This window comes from Gemmatimonadales bacterium, assembly GCA_036500345.1.
Taxonomy (GTDB): Bacteria; Gemmatimonadota; Gemmatimonadetes; order Gemmatimonadales; family GWC2-71-9; genus Palsa-1233.
The window spans coordinates 131,516-149,951 of record DASYCE010000031.1 but is presented as its reverse complement, the minus strand read 5'-3'; the positions used below and the strand labels follow the sequence as shown (position 1 = coordinate 149,951).

Here is an 18,436-nt window from a genome sequence, read left to right as displayed (position 1 = left end):
GTGATAAACTACAAGCCTCGAATCAGGAGAGATATGGTGCCAACTGCGAGCGCAGCACCCGCGATGTCCGGTCCGATCCGCGTCACCCTTCCCGACGGCTCCGTGCGCGAAGTCGCGCCCGGGACGACCGGAGCGGAGCTGGCGGCGGCGATCGGCCCCGGCCTCGCACGCGCCGCCGTGGCGATCCGGGTGAACGACCAGATCCGCGATCTCTCCCGCCCTCTGGAGGACGGTGATCGCGTCGCCATTCTCACCGAGCGCGATGCCGACTCCCTCGGCGTCCTGCGTCACTCCGCCGCGCACATCCTCGCGACGGCGGTGCGCGAGGTCTTTCCCGACGCGGGGATCGGTTTCGGCCCCGCGATCGACGAGGGGTTCTACTACGACTTCGCCGTGCCGCGACCGTTCACGCCAGAGGATCTCGAGGAGATCGAGGCGAAGATGGCCGTCGTCGTCGCCAACGACTATCCGTTCGTGCGCGAAGTCGTCGACCGCGACGAGGCGAATCGCCGGTTCGCCGACGATCCACTCAAGCTCGAGCGCATCTCCGAACTCGGCGCCGACGAGACGATCACCGTCTACACCGACGGTCCGTTCGTCGATCTCTGCCGCGGCCCCCACGTGCCGAGCACCGGGAAGCTGAAGCACTTCAAGCTGCTGTCGGGCGCGGGCGCGTACTGGCGTGGCGATTCGTCGCGACAGATGCTGCAGCGGATCTACGGCACTGCCTTCTTCAAGAAGGACGATCTTGCCCAGCATCTCTCGCGGCTCGATGAAGCCAAGAAGCGCGACCATCGCGTGGTTGGCCGGCATCTCGATCTCTTCCTGTTCCATCCCTTCGCGCCGGGCGCCGCCTTCTGGACCGATCGCGGCACGGTGATGATCAACGAGATCAACGGCTACCTCCGCGAGCTGCAGCGCGACGGCTACCACGAAGTGCGCACGCCGCTCCTCTTCAACAAGGCGCTCTGGGAGATCTCCGGACATTGGGGGAAGTACCAGGAGAACATGTTCCTGGTCCTCGACAAGGAAACCGGCGAGCACGACTTCTCGCTCAAGCCGATGAACTGTCCGTCGCACTACCTGTTGTATCAGGCAAAGAAGCATTCGTACAAGGAATTGCCGCTGCGCTACAACACGTACGACGTGCTGCATCGCAACGAAGTCTCCGGCGCGCTCTCCGGGCTGACCCGCGTGCGCCAGTTCCAGCAGGACGATTGCCACATCTTCCTGATGGAGCGGCAGATCCAGGCCGAGGTGCATCGACTGGTGCAGTTCATCCTCAAGTACTACGCCACCTTCGGCCTCAAGGCGGCGCTCAAGTTCGCCACGCGGCCGGAGCAGCGGATCGGCTCCGACCAGATGTGGGATGAAGCGGAGCGCTCCCTTCGTCACGCCCTCGAGGCAACTGGCCTGCCGTACGAACTCAAGGCCGGCGATGGTGCGTTCTACGGTCCCAAGATCGACTTCGACGTCGAGGACGCGATCGGCCGGAAATGGCAACTCGGCACCATCCAGCTCGACTACTCCAACCCCGAGCGCTTCGACCTCTCGTACGTCGGCGAGGACAACACCGAGCACCGTCCGGTGATCATCCACCGCGCCGTGAGCGGCTCGTTCGAGCGGTTCATGGCGATCCTGATCGAACACTTCGCCGGGGCGTTCCCGCTCTGGCTCGCACCCGAGCAGGTGCGGATCCTTCCGATCGGCGATACCCAGCTGGATGCCGCGCGCGCGGTCACGGAGCGGCTGCGCGATGCCGGGCTTCGCGCCCATCTCGACGACCGTGGCGAAACGCTCAACTACCGGATCCGCGACGGCGAGCTGATGCACGTGCCGTACATGGCGGTGATCGGTCAGCGTGAAGCGGATGGGGGAACCGTCGCGGTGCGGGTGCGCGGAGCGGGGAACAAGCAGGAGATCGTGCCGGTCGAGGAATTCGCCGCGCGGCTGCTGGCGGAGGTCAGGAGTCGGGCGCTGGCGCCGTAGGAGAACGACCCGATGGATGATCCTGTGAGCGGCAAGTGAGACGGTCGGGCACCGGCGTTGTCGTCGCAATCGTGCTATGCGCGGGTGGCCGATTGCACGGTCTGAGCGCGCAGGGAAGCCGCGACAGCGCCGGCATCCGGATCGTGGAAAACTCACGTCCGCAGCGTGCCGGCGCCCATGCGGAGCGCTTGCTTGCATCTCCGCTGTTGATCATCGGCCCGAATGCAGACACCAGCCACCAATTCAGCCGGATCGCCGGAGCTGGCCGTCTCGCCGATGGCCGGATCGTCGTCGCGGACGCCGGGTCTCGACAACTTCGATTCTTCACTCCTGCAGGTGGTTTCATCAAGGCCGTCGGACGAAAAGGAGACGGCCCCGGGGAATTCGGTGCACTGGGGGCATTTTCGATTCTTCCGGGCGACACCCTCGCGGCCGGCGATCCCTGGGGTTCGATCGAGTACTTCACCAATACCGGTCGCTTCATCCATTTTCTCGACGCGATCAATCCGCCCATTCAGATCACCCCGGGGAACCGCCTGGTGCTTGCGCTCATGCCTGGTGGCTACCGACTCATCGCTAGCACGAAAAGGCCAGCGATGCCGTCTCCGGGTATGCGATTGGTCGACTCCTATTACCTGGCGATCGTCGGCGGCAAGAATGCTGTCGCCGGGTCGATCGGTGCGTTCCCTGCGTACGTGCTGCAAATGGCGCACGATGAGCCGGTCGCACCGCTCTTCGCTCCGGCCGCCTTCTTCGCGGCAAATCGTGGAGCGGTGTTCGCGGGTTTTTCGGCAGAGTATTCCATCCGCGTCTATTCACTCAGCGGGCACCTGGATCACATCATTCGTCGCCAATGGTCGCCGCTGAAGGTGACCAGGGCGGTCATCGACAGTTTTGCGATCCTGCAGTCGTCGACCCGGGGATCTGCCGATTCCGCAACTGTGTTGGCGGCGATCAAGGCTGCCCCGTCGTTTGCCACGCTCCCTGCGTTTTCGCAGCTGATTGCCGATCGCGTTGGCAGGCTCTGGGTTCGCGAAGCAGGTATGGGTGACGGATGGAGCTCCAGCCCTAGCTCCGACACGCCGACCACGTGGTCCGTGTTCGACCCGCAGGGCCTATGGGTCGACGATGTGGTCATGCCCGCGCGGTTCACGCCGACGGAGATCGGTGCGGACTACGTCCTCGGGATTGCCCGCGACGACAGCGACGTGGAGAGCGTGGAGATATTCCGCCTGGCCGCCGGTCAGTGACCGGGGAACGGGCCGCGGTGGATGCGACCCGTCAGCCTTCCACCGCCCGCCGCAACCCCCCGAACATCCGCGCCAGGTCGGCGGCCTGATGATTCGCGTTGAGCCCGCTCGGATTCGGCAGCACCCAGATCCGGCTCTCGCCGATCACTTCCTCCTGCTCGCCGATTGTCGCCTTGGCCCGCTCGAACGCGGTGCGGTACGCGCCGATCCCCACGAACGCCACCCAGCGCGGCGTGTACCTCCGGACCTTCCGCTCCAGCTGCTTGCGCCCGGCGAGATATTCCTCGCGGTCGAGCTCGGCCGCCGTCGCCGTGGTGCGCGCCACGAGGTTGGTGATCCCGCAGCCGACATCGAGCAGCTCGCGCTCTTCCCAGGCGTGCAGCGTGCGCGCGGTGAATCCGCCGGCATGGAGCGCTCCCCAGAAACGGTTCCCCGGCCGCGCGAAGTGATGGCCGGTCGCCCCGGAGTAGAGTCCAGGGTTGATCCCGCAGAAGAGGACGTCGAGCCCCGGCGCAATGATGTCGCGGATCGTCTTGTCGTTGGCGGCTTCCAGTTCGGCGCGCGTGGGGCGGGGAGGCGGAGTGGCGGCGGATCGTGGCATCCCGAACGATAGCAATCCCTAGTGGAAATCCCGGCTCGTCTGCGTCAGCCCTGCCACCTGCAACTCCTGGAATCGCTCTCCCACGATCTGCTGGATCGCGTCGTCGCTCGATTTGTCCACCCGCCCCTGCACCATGATCACGATCGCGGAGAGCATCGCGTCGCGATCCTTCCCCGTGACACTCACCGGCACGATCACGTTGATATGGCCATGCTCGTCCTCGAGGAGGAGGAAGATCGTCCCCTTCGCCGTCTGCGGCCGCTGCCGCGCGATGATCAGCCCGCACACCACCACCGTGTCGCGGTTCCTCCGCTGCTGGACGGTGATGCTGTCCTCCACTCCCCACTTCTGCAGCTGCTCGCGCAGGTCCTGCATCGGATGGCCGTCGAGGCAGTAGCCGTTGGCGAAATAGTCGAGGAGGCGGCGATGCCGGCCGCTCATCGGCTTCGGCATGAACTCCGTGTCGCGCGCCGGCGCGAGCGGCATCGTGTCACCCGCGGCACGGAGTGCTTCCCACGCCGCCCGCCGGCGATCGGGTTCCCACGCGGCAAACGCCCCCGCGCGCGCCAGCGCCACCGTGGCGCTCCGGTCGAGCGCGCCGCGCTGCACCACATCGGCGATGCTGGTGAATCGCGCCGCCTGCTGGGCGGCATCGAGGGCATCGAGCTGCCGATCGCCGAGTCCACGCGCAAAGCGCCAGCCGATTCGCAGCGGCGGGAGTTCTCCCGCTGCTGCGGCCTCGATGGTGCAATGCCGCTCGCCGTCGCGAAGGCACGGCGGCAGCAGCGGCACGCCGTGACGTCGCGCGTCCTGCAGGAGCGTTCCCACCGAGTAGAACCCCATCGGCTGTGAATTGAGCAGGCCGAAGTAGAACGCCGTCGGATGATTCTGCTTGAGCCACGCCGTGGCGTAGGCGATCAGCGCGAAGCTCCAGGCGTGCGATTCCGGAAAGCCGTAGTTCGCGAAGCCACGCAGGTCGGACTCGATCTGTGCCGCGACCTCCGGCGAGAGCTTCGCTTCCACCAGTCGTTCGCGCAGCTCAACCAGCGCCGCGGTGAGCTTCGCTTCCTTCCGCTGGTTTCCCATCGTGCGCCGCAGCATGTCGGCTTCGGTCGGCGTGTAGCCCGCGAGGTTGATCGCGATCGCCATCGCCTGTTCCTGGAAGATCGGGATCCCCTGCGTCCGCTTGAGGATCGGCTCCAGTCGCGGATCGGCATATGTCACCGGTTCGCGCCCGCGCCGCCGGTCGGTGTATGGCCGCACGAATTTCCCCTGGATCGGCCCCGGACGGATCAGCGCCACCTGCACCGTGATGTCGTAGAGTTGCTCCGGCCTCGTCAGCACGATCGACGAGATCTGCGCGCGACTCTCGATCTGGAAGGTCCCCAGCGTGTCGCCGCGCGAGATCATCTGGTACGTCGGCCGGTCGTCGATCGGGATCCGGTACATCTCCGGGCGATCACCGGTCTCCGCCTCGATCGCGTCGAAGGCGCGCCGCACCACCGCGAGGCCACCGAGGCCGAGGAAGTCGAACTTCGGAATCCCCACTTCGTCGAGATCGTCCTTGTCGAACTGGATGATCGACCGCCCCATGGTGGTCCACTCCACCGGCGCATAGTTCCCCAGCGGCTCCGACGAGAGCACGAATCCCCCGGGATGCGTCGACCGCATCCTCGGCAACTCCTCGCAGGCGCGCATGATGGTGAGGAGGACCTTCGCCCGCGGCGTCGTGGTGTCGAAGGAGAATCGCGGTCCGATCTCCTTGACCAGCCGCTCCGCGCCATGCTGGGCGCTGCTGTGATGCAGCCGCTTGGAGAGCTTGAACGCCAGCTCCGCCGGAAGCCCAAGTGCGCGCATCCCGTCCTGCAGCGCTGTTGGCGCGCTGTAGATCTGCGTCACCCCGGTGATCGCCGATCCGCTGCGGTGGTACCTGGCGTACATGTAGTCGAGGATCTCTTCGCGCCGGTCGTGCTCGAAATCGACGTCGATGTCCGGGGCTTCGGTCATCCCGTTGGTGCGCGCCGGCGAAAGAAATCGTTCGAAGAGGAGTCCGTTGGCCACCGGATCGATCGCGGTGATGCCGAGACAATAGACCACGGCGGAATTGGCGGCGCTGCCGCGTCCCTGGCAGAGAATGCCGAGGCGCCGCCCTTCGCGCACTGCGTCCCACATCACCAGGAAGAAGCCGGCAAATCCCAGCCCGCGAATGACCTCGAGTTCGCGATCGAGCTGTTCCTGCTGCACCCGGCTCAGCGTGTCACCCCACCGCTCGCGGGCACCTGCCAGTGCGCAGACGCGGAGATACGAGTCGTCGTCGTGTCCCGGTTCGACATCGAATGTTGGCAGCGGTGGCCGGATCCACTGCATCTCGAAGGCGCACGTCGCGGCGATCGCGGCGCTCTCCGCCAGGCCGGCGTCGCGCTCGCGCCAGCGGGTGCGCAACGTGTCGGGGTCGAGGAGCTGCCACCCGCCGTTGCTGTGTCCCAGGCCGCGCCGGGTGAGTTCGTCGAAGGTGATCTTCTGCCGGAGTGCCGTGAGCATCTCGTGCACCATCCGCGAGCCGTAATCGATGTAGCGCGGGTCCTGCGCCACGAACCACGGCACCCGGGCCTTGCCGGCGAGGGCAATCAGCGCATCGGCGAGGGCGAGTTCGTCGCTGCCGGTCTGATGCCAATGGACTTCGACGGCGACATGCCCGCCGAATTGTTCGCGCCACTGATGCAGCAGGCGAATCGCCTCGAAGCGGCGATCGTCGCGCACCAGTGTCGCGAGAATTCCCGACGTCGGGCCGGTGAGCAATTGCAATCCGTCGCTGCGCGGCAGGAGATCGTCGGAGGAGAGACGCGGACGTCCGCGGTCGGGGCGCGACGCGTCGGGGCCGAGCAGCTCGCTGCTGCGCGATCGCGTCACCAGCGCGGCGAGGTTGTTGTAGCCGGTCTTGCTCCGCGCCAGCACCGCGAGCGGCCGCCCATCGACCACCAGCTCCGCCCCCACCACCGGGGCGACACCGTGCCTGGCGCAGGCGCTGCCGAAGCGCACGATCCCGCCCAGATCGGCGGTGTCAGTGAGGCCGAGCGACGTATAGCCAAGTGCCGCCGCGCGCTCCACCAGCCGCTCGGGTGAGACGGCGCCATCGCCAAAGGAATAGGCGGAATGGCACCGGAGTTCGGTCAGTCCCACCATCCCGCCAGATACCATTGATCGATCAATGCATCACGATAGAGCAGCACCACCACGCCGTCGTCGCGCACCACCTGGTGATACTCCCGCGCGATCGGCGCTTCCCACGGCATCCCCGACACGCAACGCGGGCCGAGTGATTCGCGGAGCGGATGCCGCACGCCGTTGTCGGTGTAATGCACCGGCGTCAGGAAACTCCGCCGCTCGCGCGTCGTCACATCCACGGCGCGCGCAGTCGGCAGAAGCTGCGGCTGCAATGCCGCCGGCAGGTCCGCTGCATCGACGTCGCGCGCCGGCATCCCCTCGGGGTGCGCCTGCCACGCGACGCGCCGTTCGAGCAACGGATGCGCCTGCAACGCCGGGACGATCACCGCATCCGATTGCAGGTCGAGGATATGACTCACCGCACTCTCGGCCGCTTCTTCGGAGGCAAAGCCCAGGTCGAAGAAATCTCCCTGCCGCACCGTCGGCGGTCCGGCGGCGTCGACGCGCACCGCGATCCCGGTGATCCGGTCGGGGAGATCGACCTTCTCCAGCGTGCGCCGCACCAGCCGCAGCCAGGTGGTGCGCTGCGACGTCCCGCGCGCGGCGGTGACGCGCTCGATCAGCGTGGTGCGATTCTCCAGCGACAGGGTGATCTCCAGCGTGCGCGCGCCAATCCCGGCGGTGATCAGCTGATCGCAGACCGTCTTGAGCAGCGAATGCAGCACGAAGATCAGCTGCTCGAGATCGGTGGTGGAGAACTCGGTCCAGTCGAGTGACGCCGAGGGAAGTTCGCGAGGGCGCGCCGAGAAGAGCCGCCGCCGATCGTCGGCACGCGCCATTCGCCAGAGCGTCATGCCGTCGCGGCCAAAGCGCACTTCCACCGATTCTCGGCTGAGCGGCGCGAGCTCACCGCAGCGGGTGACGCCGATGCCGAAGAGGAGATGGTGGACCGCTCCCTCGCCACCGAGGACGGTGAGCGGCAGCGGCGCGAGATAGCTCCGCTCCGCACCGGGGGCGATGTCGATCCATCCCTGCGCGTCACCACGCCGCGCCGCGATCGCCGCAACGATCGGCACCTGGGCGGCCGCTGCTCCCTGCACGGCGATCCCGCTGCTCCCCAGTGCCGCGCGCGCACTGGTGGCCAGCGCCGCCGGCTGCAGCGAGCGCGCGTCGAGCCACGCCAGCTGCTCGGTGGGACTTACCGCGGCGCGCGGTGCGACGGCGAGCAGCTGCGCCAGCAGGTCATTCGCTGCCGCGCCGGTCGGCCAATCCGGGATCGAGAGCGCTACGAACGTCATGGGACTCGAGTGGAAGAGAGAGTGTGGTCGAGGCGTTCCACCCCGAGGAAGTAGCATCGATGGCAACGGCGACGGTGCGCACCATGGCGGCATCACCAAACGGCGTGGGCGCGTAGACGAATCGCTCCGGCAGGTAGCGCGAGGTGATCCGCAGCGCCGCCGGGAGCGATCCCGCCGCCAGCATGGCGAAGGCGCCGCCCCCTTCGTGCACCGCGCGCGCGAGACGGAAGAGGGTGGTCCGATCGGCGGGGATCCCGCTCAGCACCACCAGCGAGAACCCTCCCGACAGGAGGAGCAGCTCGGCGAAGCGGAGCCCCAGCAATGGAGTGCGAGGTCGCAGGACCAGCGGCCCCGACACCCACCCCGGTCCAAGGGTCCTGGCGCCGTCGATCCATGCCGCCCTGAGACCGGAGGCGAGGGTCGCCCGGCAGGCGTGGGAGAGGATCGCCGTGGCCCCGCTTGCCGGGGTGCTCCAGACTGTCGGACGCCCCCGCGGGAGGCCGGCATTCGGGAGGACTCGATCAAAAAGCTCGATCCCGGTCGCCACGCCGCTCTCCCGCCGACCCGCCAGCGGAATCGCATCGGGGAAGCGCTTGGCGAGCTGGTTACGGAGGTCGAGGGCAGTGGCAGTCGCGGGCAGGGTCGGATCCGGTCGATCGGGCACGAACAGTTAACCGAATAAAAACCGAAAGACAAGGGGATGTCACGATCCGGGTATCTTTCGCGCGTTTCAATCACGGATCTGAACCAGTGACCGACGCAACAACTCCTGTCATTCTCAGCGCCTGCCGGACCCCGATCGGCAAGTACCTCGGCGCCATCTCCTCCATCCCTGCGACGCGACTCGGTGCCTTGGCGATCAAGGAAGCGGTCCGCCGTGCCGGAATCGACCCCCAGGCAATCGACGACGTCATCATGGGCCACGTGGTCCAGGGCGGTACCGGCCAGGCGCCGGCCCGCCAGGCGATGATCCACGCCGGCCTCCCCGCGCGGATCCCCGCCGTGACGATCAACAAGGTCTGCGGCTCGGGACTCAAGGCCGTGATGCTCGCCGCGCAGGCGATCAAGGCGGGCGACGCCGAGTGCGTCGTTGCCGGCGGGATGGAATCGATGTCGAACGCGCCGCACTACCTCTACAACTACCGGGGCGGGATCAAGGCGGGAAACCAGACGATCGTCGACGGCATGATCCACGACGGACTCTGGGATTCGTTCGGCAACAACCACATGGGTGAGTACGCGGAGTACACTGCCGAGAAGGCGAAGGTGTCGCGGCAGGACCAGGACACCTACGCCGCCGAATCGCATCGTCGCGCGGTCGCGGCGCAGAAGGCGGGGAAGTTCGACGCGGAGATGGTCGGTGTCGAGATCGCGGGGAAGGGGGGCACCACCACGGTCAGCGCCGATGAATCACCGCGCGCCGACACCTCGCCCGATTCGCTCGCCAAGCTCAAGCCGGTCTTCCGGAAAGACGGCACGGTGACGGCAGGGAATGCCCCTGGTCTCAACGATGGCGGCGCCGCCACCGTCGTCACCTCGCTGGCATTCGCCAAGGCGCACGGTCTCGTTCCGATGGCGCGGATCACGGCGTATGCAACCGGCGGCGGTGAGCCGAAGGATCTCTTCTTCGCGCCGGTCGCCGCGGTCGAATCTCTGATGAAGAAGGCCGGGACGTCGATCGGCGACTACGACCTGATCGAAGCGAACGAAGCGTTCGCGGTGCAGGCGCTCGCCGATGGCCGCGCCCTCGGCTGGGACTGGGATCGCGTCAACGTCAACGGCGGAGCCATCGCGCTCGGCCATCCGATCGGTGCGTCCGGCGCGCGCGTCCTGGCGACGCTGCTCTACGCCATGCGCGACCGGAAGGCGCGCACCGGACTCGCGACCCTCTGCCTCGGCGGCGGCAACGCGGTGGCACTGTCGGTAGAGGCACTGTGAAGATCGCCGTCATCGGCTCCGGCACGATGGGCAACGGCATCGCCCACGTCTTCGCGCAGCATTCGCACGACGTCGCATTGATCGATGTCAATCAGGGCGCGCTCGACAAGGCGCTCACTACCATCAAGGGGAATCTCGATCGTCAGGTGAAGAAGGGGACGATCACCGCCGAAGCACCCGGAGAGATCATCGGACGGATCACCACCGGCACCGACCTCGCGCTCGCGAAGGACGCGGCACTGGTGGTCGAGGCCGCGAGTGAAAACCCCGCGATCAAGTTCGATCTCTTCACCAGGCTCGACCAGCTCTGCAACCCTGCCGCCATTCTCGCCACCAACACGTCGTCGATCTCGATCACCGAGATCGCGGCGAAGACGAAGCGCGCCCCGCAGGTGATCGGGATGCACTTCATGAATCCCGTGCCGGTGATGCAGCTGGTGGAAGTGATCCGCGGCTACGCCACCAGCGACGCCACCACGAAGACCGTTCTCGAGACCGCCACGGCACTCGGCAAGACTCCGGTCGAGGTCAACGACTATCCAGGGTTCGTCGCCAATCGCGTGCTGATGCCGATGATCAACGAAGCGATCTTCTGCGTCTTCGAAGGTGTCGCCACGCCTGAAGCAATCGACACCGTGATGAAGCTCGGGATGGCACATCCGATGGGGCCGCTCGCGCTGGCGGATTTCATCGGCCTCGATGTCTGTCTCGCGATTCTCGACGTGCTGCATGTGGGGTTGGGCGACGACAAGTACCGTCCGTGCCCGCTCCTCAAGAAGATGGTGGCAGCCGGTGATCTCGGACGGAAGAGTGGCAAGGGCTTCTTCAACTACGGGGCGAAGGCTTAATGGACATCTTCAACGAGATGAAGTCGCGCGGGCACGAGCAGGTCGTCTTCTCGCACGATCCGTCGTGCGGCTACTTCGGCATCATCGCGATCCACGACACCACGCTCGGCCCCGCCTTGGGCGGGACGCGCGTCTGGCCGTACGGCTCGACCGATGAAGCGCTGCGCGATGTCCTTCGCCTGTCGCGCGGGATGACCTACAAGTCGGCGGTCGCGGGACTCAATCTCGGCGGCGGCAAGGCGGTGATCATCGCCGATCCGAAGCGCCCCGATCGCGAATCGCTCTTCCGCGCGCACGGTCGTTTCGTTGAAACGCTCGGTGGCCGCTACATCACCGCCGAAGATGTCGGCACATCGCCGACCGACATGGAATTCGTCAAGCGCGAGACGCAGCACGTCGCCGGCCTCCTCTCGCTGTCGGGCGATCCGTCGCCGGTGACGAGTTACGGCGTCTACGTCGGCCTGAAGGCGATGGCGAAGCTCAAGTGGGGGAAGGATTCGCTCGCCGGCAAGACGATCGCGGTGCAGGGCGCGGGGAAAGTCGCCTTCTACCTGATGAAGCACCTCAAGGAAGAGGGCGCCAAGCTGATCACCACCGACATCGACGCCGACAAGGTGAAGCGCGTCGTCGACGAGCTCGGCGCAACGGCGGTGGCGCCCGATGCGATCTACGATGTCCAGGCCGACATCTTCGCGCCATGTGCGCTGGGTGCCGTGATCAACGACGACACGATCAAGCGGCTCAAGGTCGAGATCGTGGCAGGCGGCGCCAACAATCAGCTCGCCGAGACGCGGCACGGGATCGAACTGGAGAAGAAGGGGATTCTCTACGCCCCGGACTACGTCATCAACGGCGGCGGCGTGGTGAATGTCTTCGGCGAACTGCAGGGATGGACGCACGAGCGCGCCAAGCGGAAGGCGCAGGAGATCTACGACACGATCCTCCGCGTCTTCGCGATCGCCAGCCGCGACGGCGTGCCGTCGTTCGAGGCCGCCGATCGGCTCGCCGAAGAACGGATCCGGTCGGTCGCCGCCCTCAAGCGGATGTGGATCGCCGGGGACCGATGACAAGGGTTTTATCTTTCCCCCATGCCTGAACGGATACCGATCGGCGCGGATCACGCCGGCTTCGAGATGAAGGCGATGATCGCGGACGAACTCCGCGCGCAGGGCTTCGACGTTGAGGATGTCGGGTCGCACACCACCGCGCCGACCGACTATCCCGACTACGCGCACGTCGTCGCCCGCGAGATCGAGGAGGGGGAAGCGAACCGCGGCATCCTCCTCTGCGGCTCGGGACTCGGCATGAGCTACGCCGCCAACCGGCATCCGGGGATTCGCGCGGCGGTGGTCTGGTCGCCGGATATCGCGCGCCTCGCCCGCCAGCACAACGACGCCAACGTTCTCGTCCTGCCGTCGCGCTTCATCGACGAGGGGACTGCCCGTGAAATCGTGCGGACCTTTCTCAATACGCCCTTCGAAGGTGGCCGGCACGTCAAGCGGATCGCCAAGATCGAGAACGCCGAGTGACCCAGCAGCACCTCGAACACGACGCACCGCTCTCCCAGTCCGATCCCACCATTGCGCGGCTGATTGACGGCGAACTCCTGCGCCAGCGCGACGGCCTGGAGCTGATCGCCAGCGAGAATTTCACCTCGCGCGCCGTCCTCGAAGCGATGGGGTCGTGCCTCACCAACAAGTACGCCGAGGGATATCCCGGAAAGCGCTACTACGGCGGATGCGAGATCGTCGACCAGGTCGAGCAGCTCGCGATCGATCGCGTCAAGCAGATCTACTCCGCCGATCATGCCAACGTGCAGCCGCACTCCGGCGTGCAGTCGAATTTCTGCGCCTACATGGCGCTGATGCCGCCCGGCGAAACGCTTCTCGGCATGTCGCTGCCGCACGGCGGGCATCTGTCGCACGGGACCTCCGTGAGTCACACCGGGCAGGTGTGGAAGTCGCATTCGTACGGCGTACGCCCCGACACCGGGCTGATGGACTACGACCAGATCCGCGACATCGCCCGCGAGACGCGCCCCAAGGTGATCGTCACCGGCGGATCGGCGTACGCGCGCGTGATCGACTTCGCGGCGTTCCGTTCGATCGCCGATGAGGTCGGTGCGTTCCTCGTCGTCGACATGGCGCACTTCGCCGGGCTCGTCGCCGGCGGGATGTATCCGTCGCCGGTGCCACATGCGCACGTCACCACCAGCACCACGCACAAGACGCTGCGGGGACCGCGTGGCGGGTTGATTCTCTGCCATGCCGAGCACGCCAAGGCGATCGACAAGTCGGTCTTCCCGGGCGGGCAGGGTGGGCCGCTCGAGCATGTGATCGCCGGGAAGGCGGCCGCGTTCGGCGAAGCATTGTCGCCCGATTTCAAGACCTACGCGCAGAAGGTCGTGGAGAATGCGCGCGTCCTCGCGGCTGCACTGATCGAGCGCGGACTCGCGATTGTCTCCGGTGGGACCGACACCCATCTGATGCTCGTCGATCTTCGTGCCAAGTCGCTCACCGGCAAGGAAGCGGAGAAGCTGCTTGGCGTGGCGGGGATCACCGTCAACAAGAACACCATCCCCGATGATCCGCAGTCGCCGTTCGTCACCAGCGGGATCCGCGTCGGCACGCCGGCGCTCACCACCCGCGGAATGGGGACGGCGGAGATGAAGCAGATCGCGGTGATGATCGACACGGCGCTCACCGCGCGCGATCCCGATTCGCTCGCGAAGGTCCGCCATGATGTCGAGTCGCTCGCGTCGGGCTTTCCGCTCTATCCCTCCTGGCACTTCTCGATCTGATGTACGAACTCCAATTCGCCGATGGCGTTCTCGCGCGAATTCACGCTCGCGGCGGGAAGCAGTTCGATGAGAAGGCGTATCTCTTCGTCCTCGCGGCGGTGGAGTACCTGCAGGGGAAGTTCGAGGTGCGCCGGCATGTGAGCGGCGTCGAACTGGCGTGGGCGTGCCGCGACCTGGCGCAGGAACGGTTCGGGTTGCTCGCTCGCCACGTTCTCTCCTGCTGGAATGTCTCGTCAACTGCAGACTGGGGCGCGATCGTCTACGCGCTCGTCGGGATCGAACTCCTCGCCACGCAGCCGGCTGACACCGAGTCGGATTTCTCCGACGTCTACGAATTCTGCGAGGCGTTCGACAGCACCTACGAAATCAAGGGGCCGCTGCTCCCCTCGTCCTGAGCTTGTCGAACGACCGTCTGCCGCCCCGCACCACCTGGATCTAGTAGTTTTCCCCCATGTCCCCCGTCCCCGTCCTCACTGCCGCGCAGTCGCGCGCGTGGGACCTCGCCGCCACCTCCCCCGGCGCCAGCATCGATGCCTTGATGGAGAGCGCCGGGCGCGCGGTCGCACGGATCACCTGCGATCGATTCGCGATGACGGTGCAGCGTGGCGTGCTGGTGGCGTGCGGATCCGGGAACAATGGCGGCGACGGCTGGGTCGCGGCGCGCGCGCTGCATGCCGCCGGTGTCGGCGTCTGGGTGACGGAGCTCGTGTCGCCAAGTGACGGACCGGCATCCCGGGCGCGCGCGGCCGCATTGCGTGACGGAGTCCGACTTGTCGCCGCCGACGGACCGTGGCCCGGCGTCGGCATCGCGATCGATGCGCTCCTCGGCACCGGTGCCACGGGCGCGCCGCGCGGCGAGATGATGCCGCTGCTGCAGCGAATCGTCGACCTGCACGTTGCTGTCGTCGCGGTCGACGGACCAACCGGTCTCGACCTCGACACCGGCGTGCATCACGGCCCGCTCCACGCCAACTGCAGCGTGACGTTCGGCGGCGCGCGGCGCGGTCATCTCCTGGCGCGCGACGAGGTCGGCGATCTCATCGTGGTCGATATCGGCCTGCCGGCGGCCGACGCCGCGTGGTCGCGACTCGTCGACGATCCGTGGTCCCGTCAGCGCGTGCCGCCGTTCGCGGCCAACACCTTCAAGAACAGTCGCGGGCGCGTCGTCATTGTCGGCGGGATGCCGGCGATGCTCGGTGCCGCTCGAATGGCTGCGCGCGCGGTATTCGGCGCGGGCGCAGGACTCGTGCACGTCATTGCGCCGGAAGAGTCACTCGCGGCGCTCCGCCTCGCCGAACCCGATGTGCAGACGCTGGCGCACAACTTCGCGTTGCCGCTCAGCGCCGAATGCATCGACCTCCTCAAGCGCGCCGACGCCGTGGCGATCGGCCCCGGGCTTGGCCGCGAGAAGGAACGCATCCCGTTCATCCTCGCGGTACTCGATCACGCTTCGCGCGCCGTGATCGACGCCGATGCACTCACCATGCTCAAGGGAGAAGTCGCCGCCCTCGCCGCCCTTGCCGCCGATCGGGCGCTGGTGCTCACGCCGCACGTCGGCGAGTTCCGCACCCTCTTTCCCGATTTCGGCGCCGATCTCGAAACGGCACCGTGGGAAGCGGCACAGCGCGCCGCCGAAGCGACCGGCGCCACCGTGCTCCTCAAGGGAGTGCCGACCGTTGTGGCATCGCGAGGAGCTGCGACGCTGACCGTCGCCGCCGGGAATCCCGGTCTCGCGACCGGCGGGAGCGGCGACGTGCTCACCGGGATCATCGCATCGCTCCTGGCGCAGCAGGTCCCTCTTCCCGATGCCGCCGCCGTCGGCGCGCAGGCCCATGGCGAAGCGGCCGACAACGCTGCACGCCGCGTCACCGCGCGGGCGATGCGGCCGATGGACGTCGTGACCGGGCTGCAGGATGTCTGGCGTGCGTGGGGACGAACGCCGCCGGTGCCCCGCCCGCCGATTCTCGTCGAGCTGCCGGCACCCCGGGCGATATGATCGCTCCGACGCGCGCCACGCTCCTCGCCGCAACCACTGCGTTGATCCTCACCGCGTGCGGCGGCGCGCCGGGTCCGTCGATTCCGACGCCAGTCAACGGCTTCAATCCCGCCGATCGTGTCGTCATCGGTGATTTCTCCCGCGTCCTCGCGATCGCCTCGGCACAGGACCGCGTCTACGTCGTCTTTCCCGATGCGGTCGCCTACTGGCTCCCGCTCGAACGCCGCTGGGATGTGCCGCGCACGCCGCCGACTCCGACTGCACTCCGCGGAGTGAACCAGGCGATCGTCGATCCAGTCGACCGTTCGCTCTGGCTCGCCGCCGGTGTGCAGTGGATTCACTACGATCCGCTTCCCAATCGCTGGGATCAAGGAGCGCTTCCGGCGCCTGCCGAAGCAATCGCGCTTGAAGGTTCGAACCCCGGCGCCGGCGTCTGGTATCGTACCGCCAGCGGATGGGTGAGCGTACCGCGAGTCGGTGGATTCGCGGCACCGGCGCCGCCGCCGCGGAATCCGCGATATGCGCCGACGGTCGACGACGCGATGCGCGACCTTCCGCAGCTTCGCGGTCTCGCTCCTCACGTTGCCCTCGGCCCCAGGATGACGCAGGGGCAGCTCACCGCCGCCGCCCCCGATCCGCAGGGGAACGGCTGGTTTCTCGGCACCTCGACGCGCGGCCTCGTCTTCTTCGATCGCACCGCCTCTGACGCGCGGCCGATTCCGCTGGGGCTTCGCGGCGAAGCAATCGGCGCGATCACCGCGACGGCCGAAGGAATCTGGGTCGAGACCGACGCCGACCTCCGCCACGCTGCGGCGCTCACGCGTCTTGCCCCCGACCTCTCGTCATCACTCGATGTCGCCGGCTCCGCGACCACTGGACTTCCGTTCAATCTCGCGCGGCAGGTTGCGATCGACGGCGCCGCGATCTGGCTCGCGACCGATCAGGGCGCGGTGCGGGTCAGCAGCAACGGCGGAGATGTCGCGCGGTTCGGCGCAACCAACGGCCTTGCTGACGATCGTGTCTTCACCATCGCGACGCATCGCGGCGCTGTCGTCGCCGGGACGATGCACGGCCTCTCGGTTGCGCACGGCGATTCGGGATTCCGTCGTCCGATTCCGACCTACACTGATCCGGTCTATTCGCTTCTCTCCCGCGGCGATACGCTCTGGGTCGGCACCGCGCACGGCCTCTTCGCGTGGATGCCGGGAACGGATCAACTCCAGATCGCCGAGGGATATCGGATCCTCGATGCAGCGAACACTCCGATTCTCGGCATCGGCTACGTCGCCGACACGATGGTGGTGATGACGCCCGATCGGCTGGTCTGGCGCAGTCCCGTGTCGGGTGGATGGACCGAGGGTCCGGTTCTCTCCGGCACGCTCGGATCGCTGCAGGCATTTGCCGCCACCAACGATGGCGTCTGGCTCGGCGGCCCCGGTGGCGTCGGATTGGTGCGACCGATGACACCGCCGCTTCGCGTCCTCCTCGCGCCGAGCCAGATCCCCGACCAGGTCACCGCGATCGCGGTGCGCGACGACTATCTCTGGATCGGCACGCGGCGCGGGCTGGTCCGCTACCTGCTCGAGCGATGACACGCGTCGCGCTGGGCTCCGGCGGCGAGTTCGACCGGATTCGCGCGATCGCCACGGTACTGGGTGATACGCTGGCGCCGATCGGCGATGACACCGCAACGATTCCTGTTGGAGATGGATCTCTCGTCGTGTCGGTCGATGCGACGGTCGAGAATGTCCACTTCAAGCGCAACTGGATCTCGATGGAAGAGGTCGGCTGGCGCGCCGCGGCGAGCGCGCTATCCGATCTCGCTGCCGCGGGTGCCACACCGGTGGGCGTGCTCACGGCGCTGATCGTGCCGTCGGCAGACGGAGCAGCGATGGTCGTGGATGTGATGCGTGGCGTCGGTTCGGCGTGTGATGCGGTCGGTGCCCGTGTTCTCGGCGGCGATCTCTCCAGCGGTTCGGTCTGGTCGATCGCGGTCACGGTCCTCGGTCGCGCCAAACGTGAGATCGGCCGCGGCGGGGCGCGTCCCGGCGACGGGATCTGGGTCACAGGTAGCCTCGGCGGGGCGCATGCAGCAGTCGAATCGTGGAAAGCTGGTCATGACCCCGACGCCGAAGCGCGCTACGCCTTCGCGCATCCGGAGCCGCGGATCGCCGCCGGGCTCTGGCTCGCCGAGCACGGTGCCACCGCGATGATGGATATCAGCGACGGCCTCGGCGGCGACGCGGAGCATCTCGCGGCGGCGTCGAACGTGCTGCTCGACATCGCGCTCGAGTCGATCCCGGCCCATCCCGGCGTGCCGAAAGCGGCGGAGCGTGCCGGCCAGGATCCCGCCGTCTTCGCGGCAACCGGCGGCGAAGACTACGAGCTGCTTGTCACGATGCCGGCGGGGTTCGATTCATTTCCGGCCTGCCGTCGTGCCACCGGTGTTGCGCTCACGCGGATCGGCACGGTGCGCGAGGGGAACGGCGTGCACACGACGTTGCGCGGCGTCGCTCACGCGATCGCCGGCTTTCGCCATCCGGTCTGATTG

General features: G+C 67.2%; 15 protein-coding genes. 11 read left to right on the top strand and 4 right to left on the bottom strand.

Annotation, left to right across the window (positions count from 1 at the left end):
- Positions 1-63: 63 nt before the first annotated feature.
- On the top strand, positions 64-1,989 hold the full coding sequence (gene thrS / locus VGM20_13945; protein ID HEY4101970.1) for a threonine--tRNA ligase: 1,926 nt from the start codon (positions 64-66) through the stop codon (positions 1,987-1,989).
- Positions 1,990-2,024: 35 nt separating this feature from the next.
- Positions 2,025-3,239 carry a 6-bladed beta-propeller gene (locus VGM20_13940; GenBank protein HEY4101969.1) on the top strand — a complete coding sequence of 405 codons (1,215 nt, stop codon included), beginning with the start codon at positions 2,025-2,027 and terminating at the stop codon, positions 3,237-3,239.
- A 31-nt stretch (positions 3,240-3,270) separates the two neighbouring features.
- On the opposite strand, the gene mug is transcribed toward VGM20_13940, so the two are convergent.
- From mug to VGM20_13920, 4 genes are read right to left on the bottom strand one after another with little or no spacing between them, the layout of a single operon-like run.
- Entirely contained in the window at positions 3,271-3,840 is a 570-nt protein-coding gene (gene mug / locus VGM20_13935; GenBank protein HEY4101968.1) for a G/U mismatch-specific DNA glycosylase, read from the bottom strand.
- 18 nt (positions 3,841-3,858) lie between these two features.
- Positions 3,859-7,023 carry an error-prone DNA polymerase gene (locus tag VGM20_13930; GenBank protein ID HEY4101967.1) on the bottom strand — a complete coding sequence of 1,055 codons (3,165 nt, stop codon included), beginning with the start codon at positions 7,021-7,023 and terminating at the stop codon, positions 3,859-3,861.
- On the bottom strand, positions 7,011-8,303 hold the full coding sequence (locus VGM20_13925; GenBank protein HEY4101966.1) for a hypothetical protein: 1,293 nt from the start codon (positions 8,301-8,303) through the stop codon (positions 7,011-7,013). The genes VGM20_13930 and VGM20_13925 overlap by 13 nt, the downstream gene beginning before the upstream one ends.
- Positions 8,248-8,967, bottom strand: coding sequence for a hypothetical protein (locus VGM20_13920; GenBank protein ID HEY4101965.1), 720 nt, complete (start codon positions 8,965-8,967; stop codon positions 8,248-8,250). The genes VGM20_13925 and VGM20_13920 overlap by 56 nt, the downstream gene beginning before the upstream one ends.
- 86 nt (positions 8,968-9,053) lie before the next feature.
- On the opposite strand from VGM20_13920, the gene VGM20_13915 reads away from it, so the two are divergent.
- The 9 genes from VGM20_13915 to thiL are packed head-to-tail and all read left to right on the top strand — an operon-like array spanning position 9,054 to position 18,433.
- Positions 9,054-10,241, top strand: coding sequence for an acetyl-CoA C-acetyltransferase (locus VGM20_13915; protein HEY4101964.1), 1,188 nt, complete (start codon positions 9,054-9,056; stop codon positions 10,239-10,241).
- Positions 10,238-11,089 (top strand): 3-hydroxybutyryl-CoA dehydrogenase, encoded by an 852-nt coding sequence (locus VGM20_13910; GenBank protein HEY4101963.1) that lies wholly within the window; start codon positions 10,238-10,240, stop codon positions 11,087-11,089. The genes VGM20_13915 and VGM20_13910 overlap by 4 nt, the downstream gene beginning before the upstream one ends.
- A gap of 17 nt (positions 11,090-11,106) precedes the next feature.
- Positions 11,107-12,156: a Glu/Leu/Phe/Val dehydrogenase dimerization domain-containing protein gene (locus tag VGM20_13905; GenBank protein ID HEY4101962.1), complete on the top strand. Its 1,050-nt coding sequence runs from the start codon at positions 11,107-11,109 to the stop codon at positions 12,154-12,156.
- Between the two features lie 21 nt (positions 12,157-12,177).
- Positions 12,178-12,618, top strand: coding sequence for a ribose 5-phosphate isomerase B (gene rpiB / locus VGM20_13900; protein HEY4101961.1), 441 nt, complete (start codon positions 12,178-12,180; stop codon positions 12,616-12,618).
- The gene (glyA, locus tag VGM20_13895) at positions 12,615-13,889 is read left to right on the top strand and encodes a serine hydroxymethyltransferase (GenBank protein HEY4101960.1); all 1,275 of its coding nucleotides are present in this window, start codon (positions 12,615-12,617) and stop codon (positions 13,887-13,889) included. The genes rpiB and glyA overlap by 4 nt, the downstream gene beginning before the upstream one ends.
- Complete coding sequence (locus VGM20_13890) at positions 13,889-14,284, top strand: Minf_1886 family protein (protein HEY4101959.1); 396 nt, start codon at positions 13,889-13,891, stop codon at positions 14,282-14,284. Before glyA ends, VGM20_13890 begins: the two co-directional genes overlap by 1 nt.
- Before the next feature lie 56 nt (positions 14,285-14,340).
- Entirely contained in the window at positions 14,341-15,885 is a 1,545-nt protein-coding gene (locus VGM20_13885; protein HEY4101958.1) for an NAD(P)H-hydrate dehydratase, read from the top strand.
- Positions 15,882-17,477 (top strand): hypothetical protein, encoded by a 1,596-nt coding sequence (locus VGM20_13880; protein ID HEY4101957.1) that lies wholly within the window; start codon positions 15,882-15,884, stop codon positions 17,475-17,477. The genes VGM20_13885 and VGM20_13880 overlap by 4 nt, the downstream gene beginning before the upstream one ends.
- Complete coding sequence (gene thiL, locus VGM20_13875; protein ID HEY4101956.1) at positions 17,474-18,433, top strand: thiamine-phosphate kinase; 960 nt, start codon at positions 17,474-17,476, stop codon at positions 18,431-18,433. The genes VGM20_13880 and thiL overlap by 4 nt, the downstream gene beginning before the upstream one ends.
- Positions 18,434-18,436 lie beyond the last annotated feature (3 nt).